We start from the raw sequence: 16,925 nt of genomic DNA on the forward strand, positions 1-16,925 counted from the left end.
TTATTTTTTGGAGGACGGTTACAGATGATTACTGTTAATAATGTCAGTCTGCGATACGCAGATAAAAAGTTGTTTGAAGATGTCAACTTGAAGTTCACCCCCGGCAATTGCTATGGGGTCATCGGTGCGAATGGGGCGGGCAAGTCAACCTTTCTGCGCGTTCTTGCCGGCGAAGAAGAGCCACAGTCCGGCGACATATCGATCACACCGGGCGAACGGATGGCTGTTCTGAAACAGGACCACTTCGCATTTGAAGAATATGATGTCTTGGAAACGGTCCTAATGGGACATGAGCGATTATATGAGGTGAAACAAGAAAAAGACGCCATTTATATGAAGCCCGACTTCTCCGAGGAAGACGGCATGCGCGCTGCTGAACTTGAAGGGGAATTCGCTGAATTGAACGGCTGGGAAGCAGAATCAGACGCGGCTGTTCTTCTGAAAGGGTTGGGGATTGAGGAATCCCTCCACACATCGAAAATGGCGGATTTGCCAGAGGAACAGAAAGTAAAAGTATTGCTCGCCCAGGCCCTCTTTGGCAATCCGGAGATCTTACTTCTGGATGAGCCGACAAACGGACTGGATATCCATGCCATTCAATGGCTCGAAGAATTTCTGATCAACTATGAAAACACCGTTATTGTCGTTTCACATGACCGGCACTTTTTAAACAACGTTTGCACTCATATTGCCGATATTGACTATGGAAAAATTGAAATTTACGTCGGTAACTATGACTTTTGGTATGAATCCAGCCAGCTCGCCAAAAAAATGGCTGAAGAAGAGAACAAGAAAAAAGAAGAGAAGGTGAAAGAGCTTAAAGCGTTTATCGAGCGATTCAGCGCGAATAAGTCGAAATCAAAGCAGGCAACGTCACGGAAAAAAATGCTCGACAGTATCACACTCGATGACATTAAGCCTTCATCACGGCGATATCCGTATATTTCATTTACGCCGGAACGGGAAATTGGCAATGATTTGTTGTTCGTCGACGGTCTGACGAAATCCATTAATGGTGTCAAAGTGCTCGACAACGTCAGCTTTACATTGAATAAAGATGACAAAGTCGGCTTTCTTGGCAAGAGTGATATAGCCAAAACGACCCTTTTCGAAATTTTGATGGGCAATATGGAACCGGATGCTGGCACGTTCAAATGGGGGATTACAACGTCCCAATCCTACTTCCCGCGTGATAACTCTGCCTACTTTGACGACATTGACATGTCGCTGGTTGACTGGCTGCGGCAATACTCACCAGAAGACGGCACTGAAACATTTTTGCGCAGCTTTTTGGGCCGCATGCTGTTTTCGGGCGATCAGGCACTGAAAAAGGCGAATGTTCTTTCCGGCGGTGAACGTGTCCGTTGCATGCTGTCGAAAATGATGCTGTCCAAAGCCAATGTGCTGATTTTGGATGAGCCGACCAACCATCTTGACCTGGAATCCATTACGTCACTGAATAATGGCCTGGAAAAATTCAAAGGGTCCATTTTGTTTGCATCCCATGACCATGAATTCATCCAAACCATTGCCAATCGGCTGATCGAAATCACACCAAACGGCATCATTGACAAAGAAATGAGCTATGACGAGTATATTGCGGATAAAGAATTGCAGGAAAAAATAGAAGCTATGTATCAAACAGCGTAAGAAACCGGCATATTGACCGGTTTCTTTTTTGGTCTGAACGGGAGAAGTTATGTTACCCGAGAGCTGAAGCGAATCTCGTCTGCCGTTTTCGTTCTTGTTGTAACAATTACCAGTGGTGCCTGCATGACGTTTTTACTATAATGGAATTTAGATTAAAAACGAGCGAGGGATAAAGGTGAGAAACGTTTTACTGGCGATATTTGTAATGCTGATCTTGGGTTTCGGTATTATCGGCATCACCCGTACAATCAGCGATGCGAGCGATGCCGTGGGGAAAAACAATAATGAAACGGTTACTATTCAATAGTATATGTATCCCAATGGATGTGACCCTTGTCCAATCGACAAGGGTCACATCTGCTACTGCTTTTTTAATTGACGATGGTGACGTCGACCGTACGTACGCCCCAATTATATGCTTTATTCTTTGTTGGTACATGAACATCAATTTTGTTTCCTTGAATGGCACCACCGACATCAGCAGCCGTTGCATAACCGTACCCTTCCACATGGACTTTTGATCCCAACGGAATAACGTCAGGGTCAACCGCAATAACTTTGGCATTCGGGTTCGCATTCAAATTGACGCCCGTTGATGTCACGCCGGAACATCCGTCGCAATCCGCTGTATAAGCGGTCGCGGATACCGTTATCGTTTTGCCCTGCGGATTCTGGTTGGATGACTGCTCGTTGCTTTCAGTGGTTTTCGCTGCCACTTTATGAACAGCAGACTTATTCAATTTGTCCTGATCCGATTCCGCTTGTGTGTCATGGTTGTCCGAAGCAGATGTGCTGTCATCTTCACGCCTGATTGCTTCTCTAATGTCAAGCTCCTGTCCAACCGCAATCAATTGGGAATCCAGATCATTCCATTTTTTCAAGTTCTCAACCGATACATCGTATTTATTGCCGATACCGATTAATGTATCATCCTTCTCTACTTGATATGTCTCACGCAGAGGCGATGTTTGTTTTGGTTGAATGGTGGTTGAATTTAATTCGTTGGAGTCTGCTAGTTTGTTTATCGTTGTATTATGATCCTTTGTCATAGCCCAAAGGTTGTTATCTTCTTCATCGTTGTATGTCGCTGCTGACACACTGGTCCATACAGCCCCGGCCATAATAATTCCTGCAGCAATGGACGCTGTCAGTTTTTTCATAGGATGGTCCCTCCTTTAATTACTCCGCTATTTATCCTACCACGTCCTTGACGGCAATGCAGTTACAGGATAATTAAGAGTCTATTACAAGGGTTACCAAATGACCGAGAAAATATTACACAGATAATAGATTAATGGCATAGAAACATATAAAAAGCGGAAGCGAATGCCTCCTTCAGGCATTCACTTCCGTTTGCCGGTCAGCAATCTATTTCGCTATTCGAGTGGTTCATGTTAATAGATTTACGTCAGGGGCACAAACCACACGGCGTTATTGTCCTTGTGCAAATAACCCATTCAGAAAGCTACCTATCAATTCAATCATCTTGCTAAGCAGTGACTTCACTTGATTCCAGAAGCCGTCGTCGTTCAACAACCCCTGCACTTTGGAAGCAATGTCATCAAGTTGCTTTTTAACGGTATCAAAATTAATATCCAGATCGCGCATGCGTTCAAATAAATCGATAAGCATTTGCTTATGCTCATCACTTAGCGATAGGCTAAGTTCATCAAGCTTTTCCTCGACGATTTGTTTTACATCCTCTTTAGTCGCCGGATTCTGTTCCGCTATTTGCTTCTTGATTTCGGTCAACAGCTCACTTACCTTTTCCTGATCCATTCCTGCTTTATCCGCCAGCTTCGTCGCTGTATCCAGTTCATCATTGGCCAGTTCCATGCGCTCTTTGTCCAATGGTTCCCCTTGCGTATCATAGGCTTTATAGATGCCTGTAAGCGCGGAATGCCCGCTTACTTTCACCGGAGAAGCCACATCCACCGTTGCATTTTCCACGCCGGCTGTCAAAAGCGCGTTGGCATACATCTCGTTCGTCACCTGTGTGATGTTTTCAGACGTGACAATATTGATTGTTATACCTGCTCCCTGTTTTTCCTTGGTAATCTTAGCCGATGAAAACATTCGGGAATCCGGGTTGCCATCAATATAGGACGCGATATCGTTTCCTGTCACCGTATATTCTTCGACCGAACCCTTTTCATTGACCTCCAACATATTCTTGACATCTTGTTTTTGATCGTTTGTCAATGTATCACCATAGACGACAATCGGAGCACCGAATTTTTCGTCGATTCCGTCATTGGCCGCCATGACGCCACTCGTAAAAACACCAGATACAAACAGGGTGAGTACCATAGTAGCAATGATGGTTCTAAACAATCTCATTTTATTGACTCCTTTTATCATTGACATATGCTTGTCCAGCATCATTCATTGTTACGATTGATTATACCGTTTTATGATGATTTTTGATAGTCCTGATGGTTTAGTCGTTTGAGCATCCATCTTTATTTTTATCATTCATTCGCTTATATTTAACGTATCGAATGACTCGGTCTTTGTTCTTAATTCCCCGGCACCGGAGTCTCATCAGCCAGAATCATTGAAAATGCAGACCAAATATGATACAAATACGGGTGTTACCTTTATGAGAAAGAAAGTGATACCATGGGTGTCGTTATTGTTGAAGTCTGTGACGGAAACGCGATCACGACTTTGGATATAGAAGGAATTATTGAAAGTGAATTTCCGGAAGTAGCCGTTTTAATGAACGAATGTTTATCCTTTTGCGGTCTGTGCCGTGTGAAACCATACGCACTCGTCAATAACCGCCGCATTTTCGGACACACGCCTGATGAATGTTTGGATAACATTCGACAAGCGATAAAAGAGGAACTGGCCGTTTATCAATAATGGCCGGTTCCTCTTTTTACATGGTCAACAGTCAGTCTTTGTAAACGATGGCATCCATCTCAATGCGGGCGCCTTTGGGAAGACCGCCGACCTCGACGGTTGCCCGGGACGGATATGGCTGCGTCAAAAAACGTCCGTAAATGTCATTGACCGTGGAAAAGTCATCCATGGATGCGACATAGATGTTGAACTTTATGACATCGGAAAAATCCGCTCCGGCTTCGGTCAAAATAGCCTGCAAATTGTGAAGCACCTGTTTTGTCTGATTTTCAATGCCTTCCTGCAATTGAGCTGTTTCCGGATCCAGTCCGATTTGTCCGGAAATATAAATGTAGTCACCTGCCTGAATGGCCTGTGAATACGGTCCAATGGCATCCGGCGCCTTATCCGTATAGATTGCTTTTACCATACGTATTCCTCCTTCCATGTGTATATCCTCAGCGTATCATGTTGCACGTTTTTCCACTACGGTTTTGCAGAATTTTTTGTACGTATGTACATCCCGCAACGACGTCACCCATTTTGCTTTTGTTCGTTCCACAACACTTTTTCATGCCATTTACCAAACCGGTAGTATAAAAAGGCTATTAAACTGCTCGCGAGAAAACTGATTCCCATGCCAACAGCAAGCCCTGCATCCCCGAGCCATGCGGAAAACATACCGGCTAGCGGAAAGCGCAGCACCCAAAATGAAATAATATTCAGCGCCAATACTTGATACATCGCTCCAGATGCCCGGACGATTCCGTTCAAAATAAAATTAATCCCAAGAAACGGATAACACAAGGCGATAATTTGCAAATAGGTCGTTCCAAATGAAACGGCAGCTGAATCCTCCAAAAACAGCCGGACGCCGTATTCGGCAAACAGCACAACCAGGATGCCGACCGCCAGCATAACCGAGAAATTATACAGGACACCGTATTTGGCAATCTGGCGCACCCGATTCCAGTCACGCACGCCAATGTTTTGCCCGGCCATGCTGTTCACCGACGTCCCCAATGCATGCGCAGGTAGCATTAACAGACGGTCCAGACGCTGCGCCGCACCAAATCCGGCCACCACATGATCCCCGAACCCGGTGACAACACTCATAATCGCCGCCGACCCCGCCGATATAACCCCCATTTGCAGGCCAGACGGGATACCGAGATTCAGGATAAGGCCAACCTCTTGCCTTGACGGGCGTTTCGGCGTGCTGAATGGAGCGAGTTTTTTCGACAAGACATAAATCAGACCGTACAAAAAAGCACTGCCTTGAGCACCAATGGTCGCCAATGCTGCCCCACGAATACCGAGATCAAACACAGCCATGAATAAAGGATTCAGCATGACATTTAACAAGACAGCCATCATAACAAAACGGAGAGGCGTTTTACTGTCCCCAAGCGAACGAAGCACGGTGGAAATAAAATTGTAGCCAAACACAAACAAGATGCCAAGGAATTGAATTTGCAGATACGTCCGTGCTTCCGGCAACATCGTATCCGGTGTCCCCAAAAGTCGGAGCAGTTGCCCGGCAAATGTATGCCCCAGGGTGCTCAACAGCAATGCCATCACCGTTAACACGACGACAAACGCGTTCAAATAACGCTTCAACCCTTTTTCATCGGCACGGCCTTTTTGCTGGGACAAAATCGTCAGAGCTGCGTTATTCAATCCGAGAACGAACGACAGCACTGTGAAAATAATCGTGCTCGAAATGGCCACCGAACCGAGCGCACTCGCCCCAAGCAAATTCCCGACCCATAAACTGTCCGCAAACTGATACGACGTCTGCAGTAGATTCGTCAGCATGACCGGACCGGAAAATATAATGAGATGCCGTAACATATTTCCTTGTGTGAAATCATGTTGTTTGCGCATCACCAACCGCCTCTCCCAGGGTATTACGCTGCTATTGTATCATGAATCGTGTGAACGTTCTTTATCAGCGGTATTGAGCGATGATCAGCGATTCCGGTCAATCAGCGGTTTTCGTACGTTTATCGGCGATTCCCAAATTAAAAAGCTGCAGCGCTACGGGTGTGCGCTGCAGCTTCCGTTATGTCATGATGACTCGTTGTTAAAAAGGTAATCCATAATACCGTCCATTAGTGGCACCGAATCTGTCACTAAAAATACCGGCAACATCATAATCACTACTAAAACAGCCAGATTTGCCACAACAAATTTTGGGATTCCCTTTAGTATTCGGGACAACGTAAACATCTCCTATTTATGACTAATTTGTGACAGTATATCACATCGGGAATAAATTGAAAAGTGTGAGAACGTTAAATATTTAATAGCTCGCGCACGTCATCTTCACTCAGCGTTGACAGCATGGACTCGCCCGGCTGAATGACCTGGTCAATCAATTCCCGTTTTTTCTGCTGAAGGTCATAAATTTTTTCCTCAATGGTTCCCTCTGTCACCAAACGGATCACTTGGACGACGTCTTTTTGCCCGAATCGGTGCGCCCGGCCTGTCGCCTGATCTTCGACGGCCGGATTCCACCATAAATCGTACAGGATAACCGTATCCGCGCCGGTCAGATTCAATCCGGTGCCGCCTGCTTTTAATGACACAAGAAATACACTTTTTTCCCCGTTGTTAAAGCGTTCACTCATCTGAAGGCGTTCCTGTGAAGGGGTTTGCCCGTGCAAATAGAAGCAGTCAATCCCTTCATTGTTGAGCTTTTCCATGATAATGTCATGCATACTGGTGAACTGTGAAAAAATAAGCATGCGCTTGCCATTAGCATGGGCATTGCGGACGGTCTCCATCAATTGGTTCAGTTTGCCGGATTCCCCTTCATAGTTTTCCATAAAAACGGATGGGTGACAGCAAATTTGGCGTAGACGGGTCAGACCAGCCAAAATCTTCATCCGACTTTTATTGAAGCCGTCTTCTTGCAACGACTGTGCCGCATCCTGTTGTAGCTGGCGCCAGTAACCGACATACAATTCCTTCTGATCCTGTGTTAATTCAGAAACATGAACGGTTTCGATTTTTTCGGGCAGTTCCTTAAGCACATCTTCTTTGATACGCCGCAAAATGAACGGCCGTGTCATCCCGGCGATTTTCTGATGATCCAACTGCTTGAATTGACGTTGGTTCGGCATCAGCCCGGGCAAAATCACTTGAAAAATGGCCCATAGCTCATCAACGGAATTCTCAATCGGGGTGCCGCTCAGCGCAAATCGTCTGCCGGCCTTCAGCTGCCGGATCGCACGGGATGTTTTCGTCGCATAGTTTTTAATGTACTGCGCTTCATCAAGGATGAGCGTTTGCAATGTTCTATCATGGTACTGCTCTGCATCCTGCCTGATCGTTGCATACGATGTGATCCAAACATTTTTCGTCTCCAATGTTTCAATCATCTGCTCCCGTTCAGCCGGTGTGCCTGCCAAAACACCGACTTCGAGATCAGGGGCAAATTTGTCAAATTCGTTTTTCCAATTATATAAGACAGATGATGGTGCCACGATTAAATGCGGAATATCGCTTTGTTCCGATAGAATATAAGCGATGCTCTGCAACGTTTTGCCAAGCCCCATATCGTCGGCGAGAATGCCACCTAGGTGGTACGCGCTGAGCGATTTAAACCATTGATAGCCGGTATTTTGATAAGCTCGCAATTCAGCGTGCAAGTTGTCGGGCAGTGGATACACTTGTTCTTCCGGCGCTTTCAACTGATGCAGAAGCTTTTGAAAATCCGGTCCGTAATGCTTTGGCGTTTCAATCAATTCATCCACCTGTGTTCCGCGGTATACCGGCATATGCACCTGACCGTTATGAATATCATCTTTCTGTATGTCCAAATCATCAAACAACTGCTGCATGGAGGAAAACGCGTCCCCTTCCAGCGACATAAACGATCCATCCTGGAAGCGGTAGTAGCGCCTTTTTTCCATAACGGCATCCAGAACACGGTCTACTTCGCTTTCATCAATCCCTTGAATATTAAAGCCAATTTCCAGCAGATTGGACGAGGACTCCAGCTGCACGCTTGTGCTCGGCGATGACTGGTGGTCAACAATCAATTGCCGAATATCCGAGGTAATAAACAATTCAAGATAGTTATCCAAAACCGGCAGGACATGGTATAAAAAGTCATACAACGTTGTCTCGTCCGCTTCAATATATAATTGTTTGCCGTTGTAATGAAAATAGGCATATTCGATCAGGTTCATAATCGTTCGTTCTTTTTCAACGTCCCGGATGATGATTCCGTCATCGTCTTCCCGACCATTAAATGGGTCAATCTGGTGCTCACCGTAATGGTATTCCAATTTGCCAATAATCCAGCTGTCCTCCAGCTCCAGATACAACTTGGCGTGCAAAGGAACCTGGACAATATCGGAAGCAAGATCATCCGCCATCTGCACATCACCGACCTTTTGCAGCGACGGGACAACCTGGGAAATAAAGGCATCCGCCTGCTCCTTTTCGATAGGCAAGGTTTTGCTATATTTGGCTGCCGCGGTAATTTGTTTCATGATGGGCAAATGCTGTTTTTCCGGAAAATAAAACGTCCCATCGGCAAACAGGAAGCCATAATTCTCAAAATACGTAACGGCGTGCACGTCATTCAGATTTAATACCACTTCCCCAGCCTCATCTCTATCCAGATGGAACTGAAAGCCCAACGCATCTTCCACGATCGACAGGCCTTTATATGTTCCTTCGTCGGCTTTCACCGTAACGTCACGTTCCTGCAACATAGACAACAACTGTTTGGCAGCGAGCGGCGGTATCACAGTCGAACGCTCCGATACGTCCATCAAATGATGATTTACCCGGTCAACATATACTTGTTCATTCCGCATAATGGCATACAGCTGTTCCAAAATCGCCATGTCCTGCTCAAGGAAATAATGCGTATCCGGGTTATACGTAAATGTTTTAGTGAAATAATGCTCCCGTCCGTTAAATACATCCTCCAAAAAGGCGTATAGCTTTTTCACAAAGAGGCATCGCTTTTCCCCTACTTTCATTTCCAAAAGCACGTTGTGATCGGCATTCCATGTTAAATAATATTCAACATGGAGCGGTGTCATCTGCTGAGTAATCTCAGGTGCTGGGTTATCATCGTTTAAAGAAGCTATGGCATTCATCAGCCAGTTGCTCGTATAATAATTCCGCGACCGCCTCAACGGATTGTTCCGTGTGGTGTCACTGATCTCCAGCATGACCGCCGCAATGTGCTTACACGAGCGGTAAGCTGAAAATGCTGGACAGTCACAATATGCCCGCAGCGTGTCATTGGACAGATCAGCTGTATTTATTTCGACAAAATATGATTCCGACCCACGGACAGTTGCTGACCAGATGTCAAAATTCCGATCATAGGCAAGATCCGTGACAAGGCCATTATTATAATATTCCCATCCGCGCTTATACACAACAGACGGAAACAATTGCTGCACCGTTTTTTCATCGATCGTTTTCAAAACGTATACCCTACTTTCTGCCATTCTCTTTATCTATTATTGTACTATGAAGAAAAAAACTTTTAAACTGAATTCTCTTACCAGTATGGCTGTGACGGGCATGATGTATACATAAGAGTGACGACAGAAAAAAACTCCGGCATACGCCGAAGAATCAATGCACCCCATATTATTTCATTTTTGCCGGCAATGCGTGTATGGATTCAATCAGATCATTCAGTTTGCTTTCAATCCGGTGCAGCAAATAAAAGGTCACCACGATCGGAAAGCCTACTTCCGTCACAAATGATATCCATGTTTCCATCTGTATCCCCTCCTGACAATGTTTCATAAAAGGTGCTTATGCATAATCAACTGATTCAACTCCAATGGCTGCATTATTCACGACTGATGATGGCATCATCTGTGCGTTCAATGGTATACAACGACCGCTTTTGAAGTGGATTAATGGCCAAAACTATGGCAAACAGATTATTTGTCGTTGCGTCAGGTTTCACATTTCGAAAGCTTTTTGTCATATAAACCTTTTTGCCTGTCACCAAATCATACCCGTCATCCAAAACAAGCGTCAAACGTGATTGAACCTTTTGAGCGACAGCCATGCCAGACACCTCCCTTCACCCTTACCATCGAATCCATAAGGGAAAAAGGTGTCACCGGTGTAGAAGTGTCATAAACACAAACAATTCTGAATTGCGTATGTGCCTGGCACCTATATGTGACGTTTATCGACCTGAGAAACGATGTCTGCCATCATGTCACCAGCGGGTTGTCGTTTGCTTAGCCGGACACTTTGGCCACTCCAAAGATGAACCCATTCCGGTCGATTTTGTTTTGCTGCTTCACTCCGAATGTCTTTGGTTAATGCATTTTGAACTGGATAACCCGGCAGATCCTGTTCATATGGAGCCATCCTCGTGATGAACGCATTTTGAATACCTCTGGCCGGTTTACCGCTAAATGCCGAGGTGATGATTGGTTGATCCTCGGTACCGTTCAAAATGGCTTCGATCTGCTGTTGTTTCGCCCCACTTTCCAGACTGGTCATAAAGGCTGTTCCCATTTGGACCGCTTGAGCTCCTAAGGTAAGGGCTGCCAAGACACCTCGTCCATCCATAATGCCTCCTGCGGCAATCACTGGAATAGTGACATGATCAACGGCTTGCGGCACAAGCGCCATCGTTCCAATCATGGCCTTATCAAATGCTTCGGAAAACGTGCCACGATGACCCCCAGCTTCACTTCCCTGCATAACGACCATATCCATTCCATGTTCTTCATTAATTATTGCTTCGTTGACAGTTGTTGCTGTTCCCATGACGACAATGTGTTTCTGTTTTAACTGCTGCACCCTTTCCTCAGATGGAACACCGAATGTAAAGCTGCAAACAGGCACCCGTTCTTCTATAATCACTTCCATTTGCTTTTCAAATAGGTCGGTCGACGGTTTTGACACGTCCGGTTCCTTTAAGTTTAGTTCTTCGCGAAAGGGCCGCAATAATTCATTGGCGTTTTCTATGGCTGTTTCAGATGCATCTGGTATTTCCGGAACAAAGACATTAACGCCAAAAGGCCGATCCGTTAATTCCTTGACTTTCTGAATGGCCGTCTTCATCTGTTCAGGACTCATATAACCTGCTCCCAGCGTCCCAAGCCCTCCAGCATTGGAAATAGAAGCTATTAATTCAGGTGTTGTCGTACCTCCCGCCATTCCTGCCTGGATAATCGGATAGCGAATGCCCAGTTGCTGAGTGAATGTGTTCTCATGCCACATATTATCCTTCCTCCCTCAATGATTCATGATCCCTTTTTCACACTATAAACATGACGACTAAAAGGCCTAGAGATGTCCATACAAACGAATACGCGACTTTGTTCTCATTTGAGATTGTATTCTTTTTTGCCTTATGTATCATTGCTAAAACCGTTATATGTATTAAAAATAAAACATAATAACTTAACACATATATGATCCAGCGATTATTTTGTGTAAGGTCACTTAATGGGGTTATCAAGAAAACACTAACAACGACCATCACGGATATAACGAATAGAATGGGCATAAGGATGTGCATCTTATCCCACAATCGGTGCTTTAAAAATGTATTGCTTTTCTTCGTTTGAAAATACAATATTAAACTTAATAAGCCAATGACCACAACGATAAATAAAGCCGTCATTATCACCGGTATGTTGAACGTATGGCGTGAGGAAATGGGTACTCCTATATCTGTCTTAAACATATCTGCCAAGAATGCAATAACTACCAATAATGTCATCGGAATGATTTGGAATAACGTCCAACGTGAAAAAAGCATTGTTTGTGCTCCCTTATATTTCGTACGTGTTTTTAAATAAATGGACTCTACAAACGGCAGTCCCGATGAGATCCCATTCGGAATTAACTTATCATCATATGGCATTTCCTAAAAGGGACATAATCGGTATAAATCGATAAGTTCCATATGTCTGTCGCTCCTTTGATGGTATTATAACATTAAAAATAGTTATTTGCTCCATAATATGGTTCCTTATATTCAACATTGGCGCCGTTTCTCATCGTTTTTGATAGTAACCATAAAAAAATAATCCCTCATGCACATCACCCGGCATGTGAGGGATTATTTTCTGAGCCACCTTCTTCTGAGGGACAGAATGATTATTTGTACACATTTTACTTAATGGTTGGACATATATAGATGGGTCAAAGTCGCAATAATGTCATCAGTCGTATTCAATACCATAGATGCGTTAGACTCTATTAACTTTCCGTTGCTGCAGGATCACCCGGTTTCACCTTTTCTTTCAGTTTAAAGGAAAGCACAAACCCAAGGATGGCCGCTATGGCTGCAACGATAAAGGAAACATTCACGCCATGAATAAGTCCACTTACTTTCTCATTCGGTATGGCAGCTGTAGACATAATGGTAACAAGTATCGCAGTCCCGATCGATCCGGCAACTTGGCGGAATGTGTTATTCATCGCAGTCCCATGTGGAATCAGATCGTCAGGCAACTGGTTCAAAGCCAGGGTGGTCATGGGCATCATGATCATGGCAATAGAAATCATGCGAATGCCGTTCATGGTTGCCAGATAGGCAAAGCTCGTATCGGTAGACAAATTCGTAAACGTGAACGTTGTCAATGATAAGAGTAAAAGACCACCCCGAGCAAGCCATTTTCCCCCGAATTTATCAAAAAGATAACCGGTAATCGGGTTTGAAAATCCCATAATAATCGCTCCCGGCAACAACACAAGCCCCGATTTAAGTGCCGTAAATCCAAGCATATTCTGCATGTATAACGGCAATATAACATTCGTTCCAATCATTGCAGCGAAAGCAATCATTCCAAGAGCAGTCGCTAACGTAAAGGTTCCATGTTTAAACACCCTGAACTCGAGTAACGGTTGTTTCAAACTGAGCTGTCGTGTAATAAAGACGTAGAGCGAAACACCGCCAACAATCAAGGATAGAATGACCTGATAACTGAGCCAGCCAGCGTCACCAGCAGTACTGAATCCGTATAAAATTCCCCCGAATCCAACCGTCGAAAGAATAACCGATAATATATCCAACCTCGGATTCTTCTGTTCCGTCACGTTTTTCAGTAAGAAGTAAGCCGCTATAATGTCTATAATGGCAATTGGTAGGATAACGTAAAAAACACTGCGCCATATGAATTGATCCACAAGCCAGCCTGAGAGGCTCGGACCGATTGCCGGAGCGAACGCGATAACAAGTCCGAATAGCCCCATCGCCGTGCCTCTTCTATTTACAGGAAACGTAACAAACAGGACGGTCTGCATAAGTGGCATCATAATACCAGCGCCTGAGGCTTGAAGAACCCGTCCGGCCATTAAAAATGAAAAGTTTGGTGATATGGCAGCAATCAATGTTCCTGTTGCGAACAATCCCATAGCAGTCAAAAATAAACGACGTGTGGTGAATTTATCAATTAAAAAGGCCGTAACTGGAATCATAATACCATTTACGAGCATAAAAACGGACTGGAGCCATTGTACTGTCGTTTCACTCAATTCAAGAGCCCGCATAATGGGCGGAAGCGCAGTCCCAAGAAGCGTTTGGTTCAAAATGGTAATGAAAGCACCCGATAGTAATACCACGAAAAGCGGAACATATTTTTTCCATTCAAATGTTTCTGTATTTGCCATGACATATCTGCCTTCTTTCAAAAATTAATTGCTTATTAAGTATGATTACCCGTTCACAGCCGAATAACGGAAAACAAAACAAGCACCCAAAAAATCGTCATTGGATGGGGTGTGTTTCTTTTATTGGATCTTAGTTACATAGGAATAATAGCTGATATATATCCAGAAAAAACATACAATGAATAGCAATGAACCCAATTATAATCATTCCCCATAGTTGTATATTCTAATCGACCATTTTAGAAATTACTACCGTTCAACGCCGCCATCAAACATGTACGATTGCTTTTCATGAACATTCTACCCTTCTGTTGTCATCTGATCAACTTTAACATATTTTCTTTCACAAATGCTTTTATTACAAAACAGTTGTGAGCAAGAAACCTTTTTCAATGCGAGCATACTCTTAGTTGACATTTCTGCATTATAAACAGTGACAACGATAGCAAATAAAAATATATACGAACACCCATTTATAAAGCCTCCCTATCTAAAGGAGGCTTCATTAACGTTTAGTCCATCTGATTTGTTTTACTTTTTTATGAAGAGGTGTATCTCCCAGATTATCCATTTAGCACTTTAACATAGGCCACCTATTAATAAATAGAACGTTATGGTGACATCATATCAATCTTTTCAGCATAACGCACGGGAGGGTCTGAATCACCTTGACTTCCATCCCAATAAATCGTTACCTTTGTTCCTTCATCCAAGTCCAGTTCATCATACATATCCGGTTCAACACATAAAAGGCACCATAATTATCTTGGGCTAACTGGTTAATTCGTCATGTGTTTTACGTGAAACGTCACTTTCCTTAATATCAGGTATCAACAGGACATTGTATACTTCTTAATCATCACCATGCCGTTGCTCAGAATCCTTTTTATCTGTGTAGGCAATAATCCCTTCTTGTAATTCGTCAATATTATCCCCGTCGCATCCTATCAATAAAGCACCTACTGATAGAATCTTGACAAAAAATATCTTTTTCAATAATCATCCCCCTTATTGCCCGTTCTCCCCCGAATGCTTATTACTCTTCACTGACAGTGATTTTATTCGCAACCATTTTAGTATCAGGATCATTTTTCCATTCACCATTCACCCAAATGGTCACCTGTTGATCAGCATTTAAATAGGAAAATTCATCAACGGCTCCCTTGAAGCTTGTTTCATCATCAACCAAAACCTCATATTCCGGATACGATGCTTCCGGGTCAACATCATCTGTCCCAACAATCATACTGGATTCCTTGACCTTGATAATGACACCTTGAAAATCCGCATCATTGGTGCATCCCACCATAGCCAGCGAAAATATCGATGTTAAAACAAGCAGAGATAGCTTCTTCACAATATCACATCCTTTTTAAGGGGACGCTTATTGTCACATAATGGTTACAGATTTAATCCCTTAAACTGAATTGGATTACTATTTCAAAGCATCTACAAGCTGTTTCGCGTCAACCATTGACATACCTTTTACTTCCCTTAAATATTTTACAAGTTTTATATCACCGATGTTTTTTAATTTTTCACTTGCAATAGCAAAGTAGGCGAGCATGTCGGGACAGTTCTATCCCTTATCTCGCCTTGAGCCGTTATCCAATAAACGCTTATTATTAATTTAAACAAGTTTTAATATAGTCCATAATTTCATCGCGTTTTCCCAAAACAAATTTGTACTCATTGCCATTATCTGCTGCAATAATTAACGCATTTGAGATAAGGCCCAGCGATTTTGCCTTTCTCACTTCTAAGATACTACCCATCGATAATTCCAATTCTTTTTTCTGAATATTGATGGCATGCGGTTTAAAATACAACCTATCATTTGTCACTTTCAATTTCCCACCAACGGACTCAATCCCTCGTTTAAGATTTGCTCCAATATTATACTGAATGTGTTCATTACTTTTTAACTCCATAGGAACCCTCCTGCGCTATTCTCACATACATTAAGTACTATTCATTTAGCTCAAGATGTGTAGTATCTTTATTTTATAGATAATAGGGTTTATTTTTGCAGTAATTAACAAAATGTAATCAGTGACCTCATTATCAGGTTCGATTGTTTGGTAAGTGTATCCAAAACCATTGTATATAGTCTAACACCATTTTCCAATTCTTTTAAGTTTTACAACCACACAAGTGTGGAAAACCATTCTTTTTTTGATATACTTAAGTTAAGTTTGACAGGAGGATGATGCAGATGGGATTTTTTGATGGCATTATGGGCAATGCGTCGGAAGCGGATACCGATGAAGTCACTGAGGAACTTGAGGAACTGCTTGCTCCGACCGAAAAGGTGGAGCACGCGTACAAACTCATCCGAGATTTGATGGTCTTCACCAACAAACGACTGATTCTCGTTGACAAACAGGGCGTTAGCGGCAAAAAAATGGAATATCACTCCATTCCTTATAAGAGTATTGCCCATTTTTCCGTGGAAACGGCCGGGACGTTCGACTTGGAAGCTGAGCTGAAAATATGGATTTCAGGCACGGCTGAACCCGTTCAAAAAACATTCAACAAACAGCTGAACATTTACAAAGTACAGAGTGTATTATCGGAATACGTGTCTGGATAACCGATTGTAGGCACCTGTAAAACGAACATGGAATAAAAATGTCGCAACCAGCGTAAAAGCTGACCTCCTTGCTTGGAAGGTCAGCTTTTACGTTTTCATAACGTTTTCGATTGACTAAGCTAAGGCTCTGCCACTCACCGCTTTGCTCATCCCCTTGATGAGTAACTTTTGCCATGGTTCTCGTCGCATGCGGGCTCTCATT

Annotated in this window: 17 protein-coding genes; 4 read left to right on the top strand and 13 right to left on the bottom strand. The window is 43.5% G+C overall.

Annotated features, from left to right (window positions below):
• Positions 1-24: 24 nt before the first annotated feature.
• A complete protein-coding gene (locus ACZ5Q7_RS03515) occupies positions 25-1,650 on the top strand; it encodes an ABC-F family ATP-binding cassette domain-containing protein (RefSeq protein WP_343751977.1) in 1,626 nt (541 codons plus the stop codon).
• Positions 1,651-1,825: 175 nt separating this feature from the next.
• Positions 1,826-1,957, top strand: a complete 132-nt coding sequence (locus tag ACZ5Q7_RS03520) for a hypothetical protein (RefSeq protein WP_343751975.1) — start codon at positions 1,826-1,828, stop codon at positions 1,955-1,957.
• A gap of 64 nt (positions 1,958-2,021) precedes the next feature.
• Here ACZ5Q7_RS03520 and ACZ5Q7_RS03525 read toward each other — a convergent pair whose 3' ends face one another.
• Entirely contained in the window at positions 2,022-2,810 is a 789-nt protein-coding gene (locus tag ACZ5Q7_RS03525) for a 3D domain-containing protein (protein ID WP_343751974.1), read from the bottom strand.
• Between the two features lie 271 nt (positions 2,811-3,081).
• The gene (locus ACZ5Q7_RS03530; protein ID WP_343751973.1) at positions 3,082-3,990 is read right to left on the bottom strand and encodes a DUF1002 domain-containing protein; all 909 of its coding nucleotides are present in this window, start codon (positions 3,988-3,990) and stop codon (positions 3,082-3,084) included.
• Positions 3,991-4,272: 282 nt separating this feature from the next.
• Here ACZ5Q7_RS03530 and ACZ5Q7_RS03535 point away from each other — a divergent pair, with 282 nt between their 5' ends.
• The gene (locus tag ACZ5Q7_RS03535) at positions 4,273-4,518 is read left to right on the top strand and encodes a YuzB family protein (RefSeq protein WP_343751972.1); all 246 of its coding nucleotides are present in this window, start codon (positions 4,273-4,275) and stop codon (positions 4,516-4,518) included.
• Positions 4,519-4,549: 31 nt separating this feature from the next.
• Here ACZ5Q7_RS03535 and ACZ5Q7_RS03540 read toward each other — a convergent pair whose 3' ends face one another.
• The 11 genes from ACZ5Q7_RS03540 to ACZ5Q7_RS03590 form a co-directional block, all read right to left on the bottom strand.
• Complete coding sequence (locus ACZ5Q7_RS03540) at positions 4,550-4,927, bottom strand: RidA family protein (protein ID WP_343751971.1); 378 nt, start codon at positions 4,925-4,927, stop codon at positions 4,550-4,552.
• 104 nt (positions 4,928-5,031) lie between these two features.
• Complete coding sequence (locus tag ACZ5Q7_RS03545) at positions 5,032-6,384, bottom strand: MATE family efflux transporter (protein WP_343751970.1); 1,353 nt, start codon at positions 6,382-6,384, stop codon at positions 5,032-5,034.
• 183 nt (positions 6,385-6,567) lie between these two features.
• A complete protein-coding gene (locus tag ACZ5Q7_RS03550) occupies positions 6,568-6,720 on the bottom strand; it encodes a hypothetical protein (RefSeq protein WP_343751969.1) in 153 nt (50 codons plus the stop codon).
• A 74-nt stretch (positions 6,721-6,794) separates the two neighbouring features.
• Positions 6,795-9,956 carry a DEAD/DEAH box helicase gene (locus tag ACZ5Q7_RS03555; RefSeq protein ID WP_343751968.1) on the bottom strand — a complete coding sequence of 1,054 codons (3,162 nt, stop codon included), beginning with the start codon at positions 9,954-9,956 and terminating at the stop codon, positions 6,795-6,797.
• 169 nt (positions 9,957-10,125) lie between these two features.
• The gene (locus ACZ5Q7_RS03560; RefSeq protein WP_343751967.1) at positions 10,126-10,260 is read right to left on the bottom strand and encodes a YvrJ family protein; all 135 of its coding nucleotides are present in this window, start codon (positions 10,258-10,260) and stop codon (positions 10,126-10,128) included.
• Positions 10,261-10,333: 73 nt separating this feature from the next.
• Positions 10,334-10,558 (bottom strand): DUF1659 domain-containing protein, encoded by a 225-nt coding sequence (locus ACZ5Q7_RS03565; protein WP_343751965.1) that lies wholly within the window; start codon positions 10,556-10,558, stop codon positions 10,334-10,336.
• 110 nt (positions 10,559-10,668) lie between these two features.
• Positions 10,669-11,730 carry an NAD(P)H-dependent flavin oxidoreductase gene (locus ACZ5Q7_RS03570; RefSeq protein ID WP_343751964.1) on the bottom strand — a complete coding sequence of 354 codons (1,062 nt, stop codon included), beginning with the start codon at positions 11,728-11,730 and terminating at the stop codon, positions 10,669-10,671.
• Positions 11,731-12,717: 987 nt separating this feature from the next.
• The gene (locus ACZ5Q7_RS03575; protein WP_343751963.1) at positions 12,718-14,130 is read right to left on the bottom strand and encodes an MDR family MFS transporter; all 1,413 of its coding nucleotides are present in this window, start codon (positions 14,128-14,130) and stop codon (positions 12,718-12,720) included.
• A gap of 852 nt (positions 14,131-14,982) precedes the next feature.
• Positions 14,983-15,126 carry a hypothetical protein gene (locus tag ACZ5Q7_RS03580; RefSeq protein WP_343751962.1) on the bottom strand — a complete coding sequence of 48 codons (144 nt, stop codon included), beginning with the start codon at positions 15,124-15,126 and terminating at the stop codon, positions 14,983-14,985.
• A gap of 40 nt (positions 15,127-15,166) precedes the next feature.
• Positions 15,167-15,487: a hypothetical protein gene (locus ACZ5Q7_RS03585; protein WP_343751961.1), complete on the bottom strand. Its 321-nt coding sequence runs from the start codon at positions 15,485-15,487 to the stop codon at positions 15,167-15,169.
• 268 nt (positions 15,488-15,755) lie between these two features.
• Entirely contained in the window at positions 15,756-16,061 is a 306-nt protein-coding gene (locus ACZ5Q7_RS03590; protein WP_343751959.1) for a GRAM domain-containing protein, read from the bottom strand.
• 284 nt (positions 16,062-16,345) lie between these two features.
• Here ACZ5Q7_RS03590 and ACZ5Q7_RS03595 point away from each other — a divergent pair, with 284 nt between their 5' ends.
• The gene (locus tag ACZ5Q7_RS03595; RefSeq protein WP_343751958.1) at positions 16,346-16,723 is read left to right on the top strand and encodes a PH domain-containing protein; all 378 of its coding nucleotides are present in this window, start codon (positions 16,346-16,348) and stop codon (positions 16,721-16,723) included.
• The last annotated feature ends 202 nt before the right edge of the window (positions 16,724-16,925 follow it).

The organism is Lentibacillus halophilus, from assembly GCF_055395055.1.